15 protein-coding genes, 1 pseudogene and 1 riboswitch are annotated in these 14,870 nt (G+C 39.6%); of the genes and pseudogenes, 8 read left to right on the top strand and 8 right to left on the bottom strand.

Going from position 1 to position 14,870, the window contains the following annotated elements:
• Positions 1-258: ATP-binding protein (locus tag G468_RS0113210; protein ID WP_026822469.1), on the top strand; the 258-nt coding region annotated here is incomplete at its 5' end.
• Between the two features lie 74 nt (positions 259-332).
• Positions 333-773, top strand: a pseudogene (locus G468_RS0113205) (polysaccharide deacetylase family protein); the annotation flags it as partial.
• 143 nt (positions 774-916) lie between these two features.
• Here G468_RS0113205 and thiH read toward each other — a convergent pair.
• Genes thiH through thiC form a run of 6 tightly spaced genes read right to left on the bottom strand, consistent with a single transcriptional unit; the run spans position 917 to position 6,325 of the window.
• On the bottom strand, positions 917-2,035 hold the full coding sequence (thiH, locus tag G468_RS0113200; protein ID WP_026823518.1) for a 2-iminoacetate synthase ThiH: 1,119 nt from the start codon (positions 2,033-2,035) through the stop codon (positions 917-919).
• Positions 2,035-2,805, bottom strand: a complete 771-nt coding sequence (locus G468_RS0113195; protein ID WP_026823517.1) for a thiazole synthase — start codon at positions 2,803-2,805, stop codon at positions 2,035-2,037. The genes thiH and G468_RS0113195 overlap by 1 nt, the downstream gene beginning before the upstream one ends.
• 3 nt (positions 2,806-2,808) lie before the next feature.
• Positions 2,809-3,009 carry a sulfur carrier protein ThiS gene (thiS, locus tag G468_RS0113190; RefSeq protein WP_026823516.1) on the bottom strand — a complete coding sequence of 67 codons (201 nt, stop codon included), beginning with the start codon at positions 3,007-3,009 and terminating at the stop codon, positions 2,809-2,811.
• A gap of 2 nt (positions 3,010-3,011) precedes the next feature.
• Positions 3,012-3,761 carry a HesA/MoeB/ThiF family protein gene (locus G468_RS0113185; protein WP_026823515.1) on the bottom strand — a complete coding sequence of 250 codons (750 nt, stop codon included), beginning with the start codon at positions 3,759-3,761 and terminating at the stop codon, positions 3,012-3,014.
• Positions 3,754-4,407 carry a thiamine phosphate synthase gene (thiE, locus tag G468_RS0113180; protein WP_026823514.1) on the bottom strand — a complete coding sequence of 218 codons (654 nt, stop codon included), beginning with the start codon at positions 4,405-4,407 and terminating at the stop codon, positions 3,754-3,756. Before thiE ends, G468_RS0113185 begins: the two co-directional genes overlap by 8 nt.
• Positions 4,391-6,325, bottom strand: coding sequence for a phosphomethylpyrimidine synthase ThiC (gene thiC, locus G468_RS0113175; RefSeq protein ID WP_026823513.1), 1,935 nt, complete (start codon positions 6,323-6,325; stop codon positions 4,391-4,393). Before thiC ends, thiE begins: the two co-directional genes overlap by 17 nt.
• 132 nt (positions 6,326-6,457) lie before the next feature.
• Positions 6,458-6,575: riboswitch (TPP riboswitch) on the bottom strand.
• A gap of 175 nt (positions 6,576-6,750) precedes the next feature.
• Between thiC and nudC the strand changes: the two genes are divergently transcribed.
• From nudC to G468_RS0113145, 6 genes are all read left to right on the top strand, one after another.
• Positions 6,751-7,542 (top strand): NAD(+) diphosphatase, encoded by a 792-nt coding sequence (gene nudC / locus G468_RS0113170; protein ID WP_026823512.1) that lies wholly within the window; start codon positions 6,751-6,753, stop codon positions 7,540-7,542.
• 107 nt (positions 7,543-7,649) lie between these two features.
• Positions 7,650-8,714 carry a uroporphyrinogen decarboxylase gene (hemE, locus tag G468_RS0113165; RefSeq protein ID WP_026823511.1) on the top strand — a complete coding sequence of 355 codons (1,065 nt, stop codon included), beginning with the start codon at positions 7,650-7,652 and terminating at the stop codon, positions 8,712-8,714.
• A gap of 174 nt (positions 8,715-8,888) precedes the next feature.
• A complete protein-coding gene (gene nfi, locus G468_RS0113160; RefSeq protein ID WP_026823510.1) occupies positions 8,889-9,557 on the top strand; it encodes a deoxyribonuclease V in 669 nt (222 codons plus the stop codon).
• A gap of 74 nt (positions 9,558-9,631) precedes the next feature.
• Positions 9,632-10,219 carry a YjaG family protein gene (locus tag G468_RS0113155; protein ID WP_026823509.1) on the top strand — a complete coding sequence of 196 codons (588 nt, stop codon included), beginning with the start codon at positions 9,632-9,634 and terminating at the stop codon, positions 10,217-10,219.
• Positions 10,220-10,440: 221 nt separating this feature from the next.
• Complete coding sequence (locus G468_RS0113150; protein ID WP_026823508.1) at positions 10,441-10,713, top strand: HU family DNA-binding protein; 273 nt, start codon at positions 10,441-10,443, stop codon at positions 10,711-10,713.
• 5 nt (positions 10,714-10,718) lie between these two features.
• Positions 10,719-11,420 (top strand): DUF1481 domain-containing protein, encoded by a 702-nt coding sequence (locus tag G468_RS0113145; RefSeq protein WP_246067296.1) that lies wholly within the window; start codon positions 10,719-10,721, stop codon positions 11,418-11,420.
• Between the two features lie 5 nt (positions 11,421-11,425).
• On the opposite strand, the gene purD is transcribed toward G468_RS0113145, so the two are convergent.
• Both purD and purH read right to left on the bottom strand, forming a co-directional pair.
• Positions 11,426-12,709 (bottom strand): phosphoribosylamine--glycine ligase, encoded by a 1,284-nt coding sequence (gene purD / locus G468_RS0113140; RefSeq protein WP_026823506.1) that lies wholly within the window; start codon positions 12,707-12,709, stop codon positions 11,426-11,428.
• 16 nt (positions 12,710-12,725) lie between these two features.
• On the bottom strand, positions 12,726-14,315 hold the full coding sequence (gene purH / locus G468_RS0113135; protein WP_026823505.1) for a bifunctional phosphoribosylaminoimidazolecarboxamide formyltransferase/IMP cyclohydrolase: 1,590 nt from the start codon (positions 14,313-14,315) through the stop codon (positions 12,726-12,728).
• Positions 14,316-14,870 lie beyond the last annotated feature (555 nt).

The raw sequence follows: 14,870 nt of genomic DNA, 5'->3' as shown, positions 1-14,870 counted from the left end.
GATGAGATTGGATACCTGCCGTTTGGGCGAGAAGAAGCAAACCTGTTTTTCAATGTGATTGCCAAGCGTTATGAGCATGGCAGTGTCATATTGACGAGTAACCTATCATTTGGGCAATGGCCAAGTGCTTTTGCTGATGACGCAACATTAACTGCCGCTATGCTTGATCGTTTACTTCATCATTCGCATGTACTGCAATTAAGCGGTGAAAGCTACCGATTGAAAGATAAGCGGCGCTCAGGAGCAATAACTGAGTAAAACAGTGGATCAATTTTGATTGATCGGATTTAGATAAAAAGTGGATCAGTTTTCGGTGATCGTTGACACATGATCAAAAGTGGGATCCGCATGGTTTACAATTTATGAGTAGACATGAGTTGAAAGACAGTCGTGATGTTTTTGATATTCAATCTCACTCCCATTTTCTGCATCGATTAGATAATAAAAACCAACCGATTATTTTTAGCCGTTCTTATCGTACGGTAAAGCTTGATTTTAGCCGTTCCCGGCGTGAATTAGCACCGTTTAATCCCTTTCAACGTTACTTAGCCTATCCTTTTGGTGCATATAATAAACAAGTAATGGATGCAGCCGAGGCTTCGGGTATGACTTTGGCATTGACGACTATTCAAGGTAAAGTGAAACTGGGTGATAATCCTTATGCCTTAAAACGGTTATATGCATTGCGCAATGATCCAATAGAAAAATTTGCGCAAATGGTGGGTAATGGAGAGCAACAAGTTATTAATAAAGATATTATTATTGATCAATAAAGACGAGTTATTAAGCTAGTACTGAAAGTTAGACCGTAAATAGACATATGTTATTCTATTTGGCAGGTTGGAGGAAACTAATTAAAAAATTAACAGCTTGATTCAGTAAAGCGATTATCACCACCGATTAAGGTGGTGTTTTATTAACGTCCTAAATGGTTATCCCAATCTTTCCAAACAGGTTGAAGTCCAGCATTGAGCATGATTTGGGCGATGGTTTCTGCACTGCGGTTATCATAGGTAGCAAATTGTTCCAACGCTTGATGATTGTCAGCATAACCACCGGGTTGGGTTCTTGAACCCGCGCTAAGGTTATTGATAACCAGCGGAATAATATTATCACGAAAAAAAGGGGATTCGCGGGTGGATAATGAAAGCTCTACTTCAGGTGCCAATAAACGGAAAGCGCAAATTAATTGCACTAATTCTGCTTCGTGAATGGTAGATGCAGGCTGAATACCACCGATACAGGCGCGTATTCGTGGGAAAGAAATAGAATAGCGGCTTTTCCAATATTTTTTCTGCAGATAAAATAGATGGCTTGCCACTAGATAATAGTCAACCCGCCAATTATTGGATAAGCCGATTAGTGCCCCTAAGCCAATTTTATCAATACCGGCCTGACCTAGGCGATCCGGTGTTTCTAGCCGCCAAAAAAAATCTTGTTTTTTTCCACGTAAATGGTGTTGCTGATAAGTTGGTTGATGATAAGTTTCCTGGTATACCAGTACACCATCTAAGCCAATTTTTTTCAGCTCCCTATATTCTGCTATTGTTAATGGTTGAACCTCCATTAATAGCGAACTAAAATATTGTCTAATTAATGGCATATGTTGGCGAAAATAGCTCATTCCCACTTTGCTTGGATGTTCACCGGTCACAAGCAATAAATTATTGTATCCAATGGAACGTATCGCCTCGCATTCTGCCATAATCTCTGTTTCGTTAAGTGTTTTTCGTTTGATCGGATTGTGCATAGAAAAACCACAATAAGTACAATCATTAGCGCATAGATTAGACAGATAAAGTGGCACATAAAGGCTAACAGTATTACCAAAACGCTGACGGGTTAATTTTTGCGCTTTTTGAGCAATAACTTCCAAATAAGGATAGGCCGCGGGTGAAATGAGAGCCATAAAATCCTTCAATGACAATCTATCTGAGCAAATGGCTTTTTCAACCTCTTGAGCCGATTTACTGTTAATTTGTATCGCCAGTTGATGCCAATCAAGTTGCTGGTAAATTTCAGTAAAAGCCGTCATTATTGAAATACCTCAAGGAATTGTGTCAAAGGGCTGGAAGGTGCGGCTTGATGGTGTTGCGCTGCAAGTCCGGCAGCTTGTACTATATCACCGGCTTCAGTGGCAATACGAAAGGCGTGTGCCATGGCAACAGGATCATTAGCAACAGCAATAGCAGTATTTACCAGTACAGCGTCGGCGCCTATCTCTAACGCGGCTAATGCATGACTGGGCGCCCCAAGTCCTGCATCGACAACAACAGGGATCGAGGCTTGCTCAATAATGATTTGTAGAAAATCATAGGTAATTAATCCTTTATTGGTACCAATAGGTGCACCAAGAGGCATCACAGCAGCGCAACCAACCTCCTCTAAATGTCGGCATAAAACTGGATCGGCATTACAATAAGGTAAAACAATAAAATCTTCTTTTACCAACAATTCAGCCGCTTTTAACGTCTCAATCGGGTCGGGTAATAAATATTTTGTATCTGGGTGGATCTCAAGTTTTATCCAGTTGGTAGCTAATGCATCACGAGCTAGGCGAGCAGCAAATAAAGCTTGTTGTGCATTTTTAGCACCCGAAGTATTCGGTAATAATTTGACGCCGATTTTTTGTAATGGCAGCAAAATGTCATCATTTTTATTAATTAAATCAACTCGTTTCATCGCTATGGTGACTAATTGACTGCCGGAAGCTTGAATGGCTTGAGTCATCAATGATGAATTAGCAAATTTTCCACTACCCATAAATAAACGAGATTGAAAAACGGTATCAGCAATTTTTAACATAAATTAGCCTCCGGCAATCGCCTGGAATAACAGGATGTTATCTTGATGGTTAATATAGTGATGATTCCAATTTTCACGCGGAATAATGATCTGATTAATTGCTAGTGCAATACCTAACGAATTAAGTTTCAGATAATCAAATAACTGGATAATCGTGATCGAACTGTTAATTTCGATTAGTCGATCATTTAGCATAATGTGCATATTTATCTCCCGCTTCCACAAACTAAACAGCTTTTCGCTTTGCTAAGTTGCAAGGTATGCCAGCTATGTTGTTTACCATCGAATAATTTCAGTTTCCCACTGAGTGAGGAAGGTAAATTGACTAATAATTTAATCGCTTCTAAGGCTTGCAGTGTACCGATAACTCCAACCACCGGCCCTAAAACTCCGGCCGTGCGACAGTTGCGATAAGGTTCATTCATGTCAGGATAAAGACAAGCGTAGCAACCTTGTCTATAGGGAGGTTCAAGAACTAACAATTGACCATTGAAACCTAACGCACTGCCACTAATGAGTGTCTTTTTTTCCGCCACACACACCGCATTAATTGCCTGGCGAGTTGACATATTATCAGTACAATCCAATATCAAATCGGTATTGCGAACCAGCGTTTGCAGGGAATGATAGTTTTGTTTTTTGGCAAATGTTTTCACTATGGTTTGTGGATTGAGCTGATTAAGTTGTTTTGCTGCTAATGTGACTTTAGACTGCGAAATATCTTGCGTATGGTAAAGAATTTGTCGCTGTAGATTTGAAATATGCAGTTTATCATTATCGGCCAACCAGAGTTCGCCGACCCCGGCAGCAGCTAAATAAAGTGCTGCTGGTGAACCTAGTCCGCCCAATCCCACAATAAGCACTTTGCTTGTTGTTAATTTTTGTTGGCCTTGATAACCGATTTCTTCAAGTAATAGTTGGCGGCTATAGCGCATAAAAATAGCATCATTAAGCATGGATTATTTCCTTACCTTCGATCAAATGTAATAGCTGAGTAACAACTTTGTACCAGCTAGGCGATTTTGTGATCGCACTAACCATGGCAATACCTCCTACGCCCGTTGCAAGCACTGCCGGAACGCGTGCTAAAGAGATACCGCCTATAGCAATAGTTGGGTAATCTGGTGTGGCATTTACTTGCTGTTTTAGGCTGATTAATCCTTGCGGTGAGGAAGACATTAATTTTGTGCGAGTAGGAAAAATATGGCCTAATGCAATATAAGAGGGTCTTAACTGCTTTGCCCTGGCGAGTTCTTGTTGATTATGCGTTGAAATCCCTAAGCGCAAGCCCGCTTTTTTTAGGCGATTTAGATCAGCGAAATTAATATCCTCTTGCCCTAAATGGACGCCGTAGGCACCATATTTTATAGCTAATTGCCAATAATCATTAATAAAAAGGCGAGCTTGATATCGCTGGCTTAGCATAATCGCCTGCTTAATATCTGCTTCAAGGTTGTTGGCTAATGGATCTTTGATCCTTAATTGAACAGTGGTAACGCCGACGTTTAACAAACGCTTTATCCACTCGACAGAATCAACGACTGGATACAGACCAAGTTTTTGTTCTGTCGATGCAAACGCGTGCTCAGACCATTTTGTCATCGGAAATCGTCTCCATGCTGTGGTATAGCTCACTGCCCTGGGCGCGAAATGTTGCCGATATGTGTGCCATTTGTGCGGCATGTTCACGGACTTCTTGCGAAATTTTCATGGAGCAAAATTTAGGGCCACACATTGAGCAAAAATGGGCCACTTTACCCGCTGCTTGTGGCAGTGTTTCATCATGGTAGGCACGGGCGGTTTCAGGATCGAGAGCGAGATTAAATTGATCTTGCCAGCGGAACTCAAATCGTGCTTTGGATAAGGCGTTATCTCGAATTTGCGCCCCAGGATGGCCTTTGGCGAGATCAGCGGCATGAGCGGCAATTTTATAGGTAATCAGTCCTTGTTTGACATCTTCTTTATTAGGTAAGCCTAAATGTTCTTTTGGCGTAACATAACAGAGCATGGCACAACCAAACCAACCAATTAAAGCCGCACCGATACCAGAGGTAAAATGATCATAACCTGGCGCGATATCGGTGGTTAAAGGCCCTAAAGTATAGAATGGCGCTTCATGACAATGGGTTAATTCTTCCGTCATATTACGGCGGATCATTTGCATTGGGATATGACCAGGGCCTTCAATCATAACTTGAACATCATATTGCCAGGCTATCTTAGTTAATTCGCCTAATGTATATAATTCAGCAAATTGCGCTTCATCATTGGCGTCTTGTAAAGAGCCAGGTCGTAATCCATCGCCAAGGGACAAAGAGACATCATAAGCGGCACAGATTGCACAGATTTCCTCAAAATGGCTATACAAAAAGTTTTCCTGATGATGGGACAAACACCATTTCGCCATAATTGAGCCACCGCGAGAAACAATACCGGTCAATCGATTGGCGGTCATTGGCACATAACGTAATAAAACACCGGCATGGATAGTAAAATAATCTACACCTTGTTCGGCTTGCTCAAGAAGGGTGTCGCGAAATATTTCCCAGCTCAAATTTTCTGCAACGCCATTAACTTTTTCCAATGCTTGGTAGATTGGCACTGTACCAATAGGAACAGGGCTATTACGCAACAGCCATTCTCTCGTTTCATGGATGTAACGGCCGGTCGATAAATCCATTACAGTATCGGCTCCCCAATGTGTCGCCCAGATTAGTTTTTCAATTTCTTCTTCAATCGATGAAGTTACGGAGGAATTGCCGATATTAGCATTGACTTTCACCAAAAAATTTCGACCAATAATCATTGGCTCGGATTCAGGATGGTTAATATTGGCTGGAATAATGGCACGTCCAGCAGCAACTTCTTGTCGAACAAATTCAGGGGTAATGTTGTTTGGCAGAGTAGCATTAAAGCTTTGACCAGGATGTTGTTGAGTTAATATTGTACTATTGATACGCTCCCGTCCCATATTTTCGCGGATCGCAATAAATTCCATTTCAGGTGTGATTATCCCTTGACGAGCATAGTGCAATTGCGTGACTCTTTTGCCGATTTTGGCCCTTAATGGTTGTAGGCGGTAATTGAAACGTAGATGATTCAATCCAACATCAGCGAGTCGTTGTTGGGTAAAATAAGAGCTTGGTTTTTTAACTGGCTCAGTATCATTGCGATCGGAAATCCAATGTTGGCGGCATTTTTTTAAACCTACTTTAATATCCACAGTGATATTAGGATCGCCATAGGCACCTGAAGTATCATAAACAGGTATTGCCTCATTCTCTTCAAATAAAGGATTATCTTTTGTACCACCAACCAAAGTCGGTGAAAGTTGAATTTCACGCATAGGAACTTGGGTATTATAGTGATAACCTGTTAAATAGATCCGTTTTGAGTGGGGAAAACTGATATTTTGTAGGTTATCGAGAAAACGTTGTGCCGCTTCTCGTTGTGTTTTTCGTGGGGAAGTGGTATTTGTTTTAACGCCAATATCACTGGTTGCAATAATATTCTTAGACATAGCAAATTCCTAAAATCATTACAAAGAGTTCACATAAAAGAGATAAATTGTATTGAGAAATTGCTTGTCTGGAGCTCGGTGAGAGTAATAGTATAATAATTGCGCTACTTACTTTTGATAAGTCAAAATCGCAGGTTGATTACTCTTGTTCCCTTCGCAGGTATTAGCCTGATCAGGTTCCGCGGATCCCGAATTAACGGTCTCAGCCTGTAGATAATGTTGAACCTACTAGGCACTCCGACAAGATAATGCCAGTATATAAGAGAGATAATGAAAACTTCAATGGTTAACTTCTTCATCAAATAGCCGTTAACCAGAATAGTTACTCGATATTGATGAAAATGGGTTAGCCTATATTCACTGGGATCAAGCAAGACATACATTTAAAATTCACTAATCAATAAGATATAGAAGAACTGAGTTATATGATTAGAAAACAATTAACTGGAACAGAAACAGGTTGGTGGGTTGTTAGTTCTGGTGGTCGAATTTGGTTACCAAAGGGTGATTTACCGAAAGGTTCAGCTCAATTTTGGTTACTAATAGGAAAAGAAGCACTCGCTATTGGTGAATGGCAAGCGGAAACGATTTGGTTAATTATGGCAAAATCACCTACGGATATGTGTTCACCGCGACGCCTTGCCAGCCAAGATGAGGGGCTATTTAAACTGGTTGGACGTGGTATTCAACTGGCAGAATTTTATCGTTCGCACCATTATTGTGGCTATTGCGGCAACAAAATGACAACCAGCTTAACCGAATGGGCCTGCTTGTGTGGTCATTGTCATGAGCGCTATTATCCGCAAATTGCACCTTGTATTATTGTTGCTATTCGGCGTGCTGATCATATCTTATTAGCACAACATCGGCGCCATAAAAAAAAGCCAATATTTACTGTATTAGCAGGATTTGTTGAACTAGGTGAAACAATTGAAGAAGCGGTTAAAAGGGAGGTAAAAGAAGAAAGTAATATTGAGATTAGCAACATTCGTTATATTGCTTCCCAACCATGGCCTTTTCCTCATTCATTAATGATAGGTTTTCTAGCTGATTATGCGAGTGGTGAAATACAGGCTAATCCTGATGAGTTAATTAGTGCGGACTGGTATCATCATAATAAATTACCGCTAATACCGCCTCCTGATACCATTGCTCGCCGTTTGATTGAAGATACACTGGCTTTATGTCGACAAGAGAATAATGACTTATATAAATAACAGTATTAATCACGCTATAACTAAGTTGTTGCGCATCTAGGCAACAATAAAAAGGCAAATATACGATGATAATGGCAATTTCTCATTGCCATCTAATGGAGCTAATAATGTCTGCATTAACAAATGATCGCTACTTACGTGCGCTATTACGGCAACCTGTTGATACAACTCCGGTATGGATGATGCGCCAGGCAGGTCGTTATTTACCTGAATATCGAAAAATTCGTGAGCAAGCTGGTGATTTTCTTTCACTATGCAAAAATACCGAGTTAGCCTGTGAAGTGACATTACAACCTCTACATCGTTTTCCATTAGATGCGGCGATTCTTTTTTCAGATATTCTTACTATTCCTGATGCGATGGGGTTAGGTCTCTATTTTTCAGTAGGAGAAGGACCTAGGTTTCAGCGTCCTATTGGTTGTTTAGCTGATATAGAGAAACTGCCAATTCCTGATCCAGAACAAGAATTAGTTTACGTAATGAATGCAATACGTGCTATTCGCAAAGCGTTACAAGGCAAAGTGCCATTAATCGGTTTTTCTGGTAGTCCATGGACATTGGCAACTTATATGGTCGAAGGAGGAAGTAGTAAGGCGTTTACCCGTATTAAGAAGCTGATGTATACAGAGCCAAAAACGTTACATTTATTATTGGATAAATTGACGCAAAGTGTCATTCTCTATCTCAATGCTCAGATACGGGCAGGAGCTCAATCAGTGATGATTTTTGATACTTGGGGTGGTGTATTAACTGGGCGTGATTATCATCAATTTTCTTTACATTACATGCATCAGATTATTGATTCGCTATTGCGAGAACATGAAGGCCGTAAAGTTCCAGTAACATTATTTACTAAAGGTGGTGGTCAATGGTTAGAAGCAATGGCTGCGACCGGTTGTGACGCGTTAGGTATTGACTGGATGACAGATATTAAAGAGGCTCGCTCTCGTGTAGGAGATAAGGTGGCTTTACAGGGAAATATGGAACCTTCTATATTGTATGCATCAAAAGAACGTATTGAGCTTGAAGTTAAAACCATTTTAAAGCAATTTGGTCAAGGAAGTGGCCATGTATTTAATTTAGGTCATGGTATCCATCAGGACATTCCACCTGAACATGTTAAAAATTTTATTAATTCAGTACACAAATTATCAGAACAATATCATCAATAATTAAGGTTTATCCAAAGAAAGAAAATGCCAATAAATAATAATTGTTATATTTTTTTATTGTTTATTAAATCCAAATTGAATATTTACAATTATTTAAATATATTTTTTTATATTTTGTGTTATAAAACAAATAATAAAATATATTTATATAAATTTTTTTAAGTAAAAATAAATATGATTGATACCCAATTATTACGTCAGGAACAGACCATAAAAGCAAAACAAATTATTCTTACGGATAATTTTGCTATTCCTAATCTTATTGCTGGTGCTGATGTTGGATTTGAAGAAAAAGGTAGTGTAACCCGAGCCGCAATGGTTGTTATGCATTGGCCTTCACTCGCTATTGTTGAATATCATATTGCTCGTATACCGACTGAATTCCCTTATATTCCAGGCTTACTCTCTTTTCGGGAGTATCCTGCACTATTGGCTGTTTGGGAAAAACTGCAACATAAGCCTGATCTTATTATGATTGATGGCCAAGGAATTGCCCATCCTCGTCGTTTTGGTGTTGCGAGTCATTTGGGTCTTTTATTAGATATCCCAACGATTGGTATAGCAAAAAAACGTCTATGTGGTCACCATGAGGCTTTAGATGAAAGAGTAGGAAGCAGCCAACCATTGAATGATAATAATGAACAAATTGGTTGGGTATTTCGTAGTAAAAAAAGATGTAAACCACTTTATATCTCACCTGGGCATAAAATCAGTTTAAACGCTTCACTATTATGGGTTAAGCATTGTATTAAAGGTTATCGTTTACCTGAACCTACTCGTTGGGCTGATGGAATCGCTTCTAATAGAGCGTTTTTTAATCGAACGAAACAGAATTTAGCATAATTAAAGTTAAAATATGTGGAACCTATTGATTTTCAGGTAAACTTCAGCGTAAAACGTAAGTGAGTAGAAATTTGATGTTAAGAAACCCCATTCATTTGAGGTTGGCAAAATTAAATAGTTGGCAGCATATTACTTTCATGGCTTGTTTATGTGAGCGTATGTATCCTAATTATCAATTATTTTGTAAACAAACGAGCTTTTTAAATCCAATACGTTATCGTATTATTTTAGATTTAATCTGGGAATCGCTGATTATTAAAGATAGTAAAATTGATTTTGATAATCAGTTGGAAAAATTAGAGGAAATTATTCCCGTTGCAAATAATTTTGATATTTACGGGGTCCATCCTGCTATTGATGCATGTATCGCTTTAAGTGAAATAATTCATTCTTACTTAAGTGGGGAAACATTAGACGGTGCTATTGAAGTAAGTAAAATTTCGATTCGAACTATCGCAATGTTTGAGATGACTCGGACAGGTAAAGAGATGTCTGATGAGGAACTGAAAGAATTGCTTACCATTGAAGAAGAATGGGATATTCAATGGGAGATATACCGTTTACTTACCGCTTGTGAAGAGCGGGATGTAGCGCTGATTAAAGGATTAAAATCCGACCTCCGTGAAGTAGGGATCAGCAATATTGGCATTAAGGTTACCTAATTTCCGTTCATAGTGTTTAAAAACGTGATTTGGTACCATAAATGCTGACTTTTAACGCTTCACATTCGCCCATACTATGTTCTACAGTGAAGGCGGAGAGGAGTGCTTTCGGGACGTATATTAAGAATTAATAAGTTCTACATATCCAACGTACTCGATGCTATGCAAATGATAAACACACTGTGTAAGGATAACTTATGAATAAGACTGTAAATGAGACCATGAAAAAGGGTGATGTAGTTCAATATGTCATGCAAAAAGCAAACCTGAATAAGACTCAAGCTAAAAATGCGTTAGAAGCACTCATCGAATGTATTACAGATGCACTGAAAGAAGGTGAGCAAGTTCAGTTCGTTGGTTTTGGTACTTTTAGGACTAATCATCGAGCAGCGCGTATTGGTCGTAATCCTAAAACAGGTGCAGAACTCAAAATTGAAGCGGCTAACGTACCAGTATTTGTTGCTGGAAAATCACTGAAAGAAGCAGTTAAGTAATTCAGTTGCCAAATAGAATATTCAGAGGGGGTATTAAACCCCTTTTATTGATTGGGCGTATCCTCATTTTACTTGGCGCTATTTCACTACTTGGCGCTTGCACCAGTCAATCTAAAATTCCCGAATTTAGCGCTAGTGGATTTATTTCCGATGCCGGCGTCGTTCGGCTATGGCGGTTAAATGATCAAAACAGTAACCCGCAGGTAATCGTTGCTGTATATAGTCCTTACCAAGGAAAAAATACGACCATTACTTTTTTTGAATATCGTCAAGGTAAACTTTGGCAAATTCGACATCAATCTTTTGACAATAAAAATAAAGAACAACAGCAGCTAAGATTTGATCAAAATGACCATGTTATTTTTATGCAGCGCAAAGTAAATGATAACAAAGTTTCTCTAACTGAGGATGATATAGTTCGCTGGCGCTTTGAATCAGACCGTTTAATTGAGCTCAGCACCACACTTATTGCTGGTAATGTTCATCTCTACCAAGGGTATTGGCGTGAAGGAGAAATTATAACTTGTAGCGGTGAAAAACGTGATGTATCGTTTACTGCTCAGGCCGAAAATCGGTTGCTGCGAAGAGCGAAGACGAGTTTAGGTGACTTAGCGATTGCTTGGTTAGAAGCGCCACAAGGCAACGAGTTATTGCTCGTTGCCAATGAGAATTTCTGTCTGTGGGCACCAACAAAAGACAAACTTTAACGGTTTTATTTTAAACGAGCCAATGCACGATAACCGATATCATCCCGATAGAAACAACCCGCCCAAGATATTTTTTCTGCTTGCTGATAAGCAGTTTTTTGTGCATCAAGAATTGTATTGCCAAGGGCGGTAACACAAAGTACACGGCCACCGGCCGTGATAACTTGATTTTGCTTTAACTCTGTCCCGGCATGAAAAATTTTGCATGATGCTGATGGTTTATCAGTAATTCCGTGAATAATATCACCCTTGCGATAATTAGCTGGATAACCTTCAGCGGCCATAACAATACCTAAGGCAGGGCGTTCATCCCAAGATGATATTTTACCCGCTAACTCTCCTTTTGCGCCGGCCAGACAAAGTGCTACCAGATCGGATTGTAAACGCATCATAATGGGTTGGGTTTCTGGATCACCAAAACGACAATTAAATTCAATAACTTTCGGGTTTCCCAGTTTATCTATCATTAATCCTGCATATAGAAAGCCTTGATATCGCCGACCTTCAAGCATCATACCTTGTACTGTAGGATAAATAATTTGATCCATTACACGCTGATGAATAATGTCTGTGACAACAGGAGCCGGAGAATATGCGCCCATGCCACCTGTATTTGGTCCGCTATCATTATTACCGACACGTTTATGATCTTGGCTTGTTGCCATGGGAATGACATTTTCACCATCAACCATTACAATAAAACTGGCTTCTTCGCCGTCAAGAAATTCCTCAATAACAATACGATGACCTGCCTGGCCAAAGGTGTTACCGGCAAGCATGTCTTGAACAGCATTTTTTGCTTCTTCTAAGGTCATAGCAACAACGACGCCTTTACCCGCGGCTAGCCCATCCGCTTTAATAACAATCGGGGCACCTATTTTGTCTAAGTAGGCTAGAGCCGGTTCAACCTCAGTAAAATTCTGGTAAGCGGCGGTTGGAATATGATGGCGAGTAAGAAAATCTTTCGTAAAAGCTTTAGAGCCTTCTAATTGTGCTGCATTTTGACTGGGACCAAAGATCGTTAAACCAGCATCTTGAAAAGCATCAACAACGCCGAGAATTAAGGGGATTTCTGGTCCAACGATCGTTAAACCAATATTATTATTTTTGGCAAAATCGACTAACCCTGCAATATCGGTTACTGAAATATTAATATTGGTTAGTTTTTTTTCTAGAGCAGTGCCGGCATTACCGGGTGCCACATAAACCTTGTCAGCGAGAGGTGATTGTGCTGCTTTCCATGCTAAAGTATGCTCACGACCACCATTGCCAATAATTAAAATATTCATGTCATTGCTCTCTAGATTAGTGGCGGAAATGGCGCATATCAGTAAAAATCATCGCGATATCATGTTCATTAGCTGCGGCAATGATTTCATCGTCACGAATTGAACCACCTGGTTGGATAACACAGGTTATGCCAGCTGTAGCGGCGGCATCAATACCATCTCGAAATGGAAAGAAAGCATCAGATGCCATTGCACATCCTACAAGATCCAAACTTTCATCCTGCGCTTTTAATGCTGCGATTTTTGCTGAATAAACACGGCTCATTTGTCCAGCACCAATACCAATTGTCATATTATTTTTGGCATAAACAATCGCATTGGATTTTACAAATTTTGCCACTTGCCAACAAAACAGCGCATTTTCTATCTCTTGTTCACTTGGCTGACGTTTGGAAACGACACGCAGCGAAGCTTTGGTAATTATGCCTAGATCGCGATCTTGCACCAGTAAACCGCCATTTACGCGTTTGAAATCTAAACTTGCAACAGCAAAATGCCATTGACCACATGCTAGAACACGCACATTCGGCTTGCTTGCAAGTATTGTTAAGGCAGCGTCATTAACAGCGGGGGCAATAATGACTTCAACAAATTGGCGCTCAATAATAGTTTTAGCCGTATTTGCATCTAATTCACGATTAAATGCAATAATACCACCAAATGCAGAGGTTGGATCAGTCTTAAAAGCATGATCGTAAGCGGTACAGATATCGGTACTAATTGCAACGCCGCAAGGATTCGCGTGTTTGACTATGACACAAGCAGGTTTGGTAAAACTTTTTACGCACTCCAAGGCTGCATCAGTATCAGCAATATTATTATAAGAAAGCGATTTGCCTTGTAGCTGTCTTGCTGTAGAGATAGAGGCCTCGACTCTATTTTCTTCTATATAAAAAGCAGCAGCTTGATGACTATTTTCGCCGTAACGCATATCCTGCTGCTTAATAAAATTCAGGTTTAATGTACGAGGAAATTTACCTGAAGGCTGGTTGAGCTCGCCATAATAAGAAGGTACTAACTTACCAAAATAGTTAGCAATCATTCCATCATAAGCTGCAGTATGTTCAAAAGCTTTAACTGCCAAGTCAAAGCGAAACATATCAGTTAGCGAATTTTGATGATTATCCATCTCTTCGATGATCTTGGAATAATCCTGACTATTAACCACAATAGCGACATCTTTATGATTTTTGGCGGCCGAACGGATCATGGTTGGCCCACCAATATCAATGTTCTCAATGGCATTTTCCAGCGTACAATCTGGCTTTGCAACCGTTTCAGCAAAAGGGTAAAGATTAACAACAACCATATCAATTGGCGTAATATGATGTTGTCGCATTATTTCATCATCTTGCCCGCGCCGACCGAGAATACCGCCATGTACTTTTGGATGAAGTGTCTTGACGCGGCCGGCCATCATTTCTGGCCATCCTGTATAATCGGAAACCTCTATAACAGTTAATCCGGCCGCTAGCAATAATTTAGCTGTACCGCCGGTAGAGATAAGTTCAACTTTACGTTGAGATAAAGCTTTGGCAAATTCAACAATATCTTCTTTGTCAGAAACACTCAGTAGAGCACGCTGAATAGGGCGGAGTTGTGGCATGAAATAGATCCCTTGGAATAATAAAATGTTTTAACACATTGATTAAATTTTATGGCTATTTGCAATTACAAATGATATTCGAGAATAACGGCTTTTAATTAAATATTTTTTGTTGCAAACTCAATTGTAACGCAAACGTTTGCGTATTTCGCTAAATTTTTTATCATTTTATTTTTGTGGATAACTCTGTTAATAATTCGGTATAATATAACGCTTTGCTGTTTAATTGATCAAATAAACAAAATTATGCAAAATAAGCTTGCTAGCCGCGTAAAACTCCCTATAATGCGCCCCCACTGAGTCAGTATAGAACCAATCACTTGAAGTGGATTTTAGCGACGCAGGGTAAAGAAAAGTAGAAATAACTACTTGACTTTACAGGTGAAAAGCGTAGTATACGCCCCCTCGCGACTCCAGTCGCACGCTCTTTAACAATTAATCAGACAATCTGTGTGGGCACTCGCAAGACATCATCAAAAACTATTTGAAGATTAAGTCTTAAAGAGTGACAAACAGTTAATTCATATATGAACTAATAAGCAGTAACGTTATTTT

Origin of the sequence: Arsenophonus nasoniae DSM 15247 (assembly GCF_000429565.1) — a bacterium.
Classification (GTDB): Bacteria; Pseudomonadota; Gammaproteobacteria; order Enterobacterales; family Enterobacteriaceae; genus Arsenophonus; species Arsenophonus nasoniae.
Note: the sequence above shows the minus strand (reverse complement) of the source record. Positions and strands in the feature narration are given on the sequence as shown.

Coding starts and splice junctions, on each gene's coding strand:
- thiH (WP_026823518.1), bottom strand. CDS start 2,035: ATGACGGCTTTTACTGAAATTTACCAGCAACTTGATTGGCATCAACTG.
- G468_RS0113195 (WP_026823517.1), bottom strand. CDS start 2,805: ATGTTAAAAATTGCTGATACCGTTTTTCAATCTCGTTTATTTATGGGT.
- thiS (WP_026823516.1), bottom strand. CDS start 3,009: ATGCACATTATGCTAAATGATCGACTAATCGAAATTAACAGTTCGATC.
- G468_RS0113185 (WP_026823515.1), bottom strand. CDS start 3,761: ATGCTTAATGATGCTATTTTTATGCGCTATAGCCGCCAACTATTACTT.
- thiE (WP_026823514.1), bottom strand. CDS start 4,407: ATGACAAAATGGTCTGAGCACGCGTTTGCATCGACAGAACAAAAACTT.
- thiC (WP_026823513.1), bottom strand. CDS start 6,325: ATGTCTAAGAATATTATTGCAACCAGTGATATTGGCGTTAAAACAAAT.
- nudC (WP_026823512.1), top strand. CDS start 6,751: ATGATTAGAAAACAATTAACTGGAACAGAAACAGGTTGGTGGGTTGTT.
- hemE (WP_026823511.1), top strand. CDS start 7,650: ATGTCTGCATTAACAAATGATCGCTACTTACGTGCGCTATTACGGCAA.
- nfi (WP_026823510.1), top strand. CDS start 8,889: ATGATTGATACCCAATTATTACGTCAGGAACAGACCATAAAAGCAAAA.
- G468_RS0113155 (WP_026823509.1), top strand. CDS start 9,632: ATGTTAAGAAACCCCATTCATTTGAGGTTGGCAAAATTAAATAGTTGG.
- G468_RS0113150 (WP_026823508.1), top strand. CDS start 10,441: ATGAAAAAGGGTGATGTAGTTCAATATGTCATGCAAAAAGCAAACCTG.
- purD (WP_026823506.1), bottom strand. CDS start 12,709: ATGAATATTTTAATTATTGGCAATGGTGGTCGTGAGCATACTTTAGCA.
- purH (WP_026823505.1), bottom strand. CDS start 14,315: ATGCCACAACTCCGCCCTATTCAGCGTGCTCTACTGAGTGTTTCTGAC.